The sequence below is a fragment of the Autumnicola patrickiae genome, assembly GCF_031846525.1.
Taxonomy (GTDB): domain Bacteria; phylum Bacteroidota; class Bacteroidia; order Flavobacteriales; family Flavobacteriaceae; genus Autumnicola; species Autumnicola patrickiae.
Window position 1 is genome coordinate 1 of record NZ_JAVRHM010000092.1, and the last position, 260, is coordinate 260.

The window sequence follows — 260 nt, forward strand, 5'->3', positions numbered from 1 at the left end:
TCTTTCCGCCTTATTAGAGGCATCAAGCTGAATTTCGTCTTCTTCACTCATATTGCTGGCTTTTTATGTTTCTCATTATAAAACCACTGCGCGGCAGCGTGGGCATACGCGATAAACTGAATGTCAAATCCTGATCGGGTATTTCGTAAGTTATCCGGTTAATCAGAAAATCCACAGCTTGTTTCATCGATTCAATAGTGAGCCATTCACCCGCGCACCGATGACCGTATAAATGTTCTCCTCCACCCTGTGGAATTAAT

1 protein-coding gene is annotated in these 260 nt (G+C 43.1%); it reads right to left on the minus strand.

Going from position 1 to position 260, the window contains the following annotated elements:
- Positions 1-43 precede the first annotated feature (43 nt).
- The coding region (locus RM549_RS19480; protein WP_489752698.1) for a hypothetical protein at positions 44-260 on the minus strand (217 nt) is incomplete at its 5' end.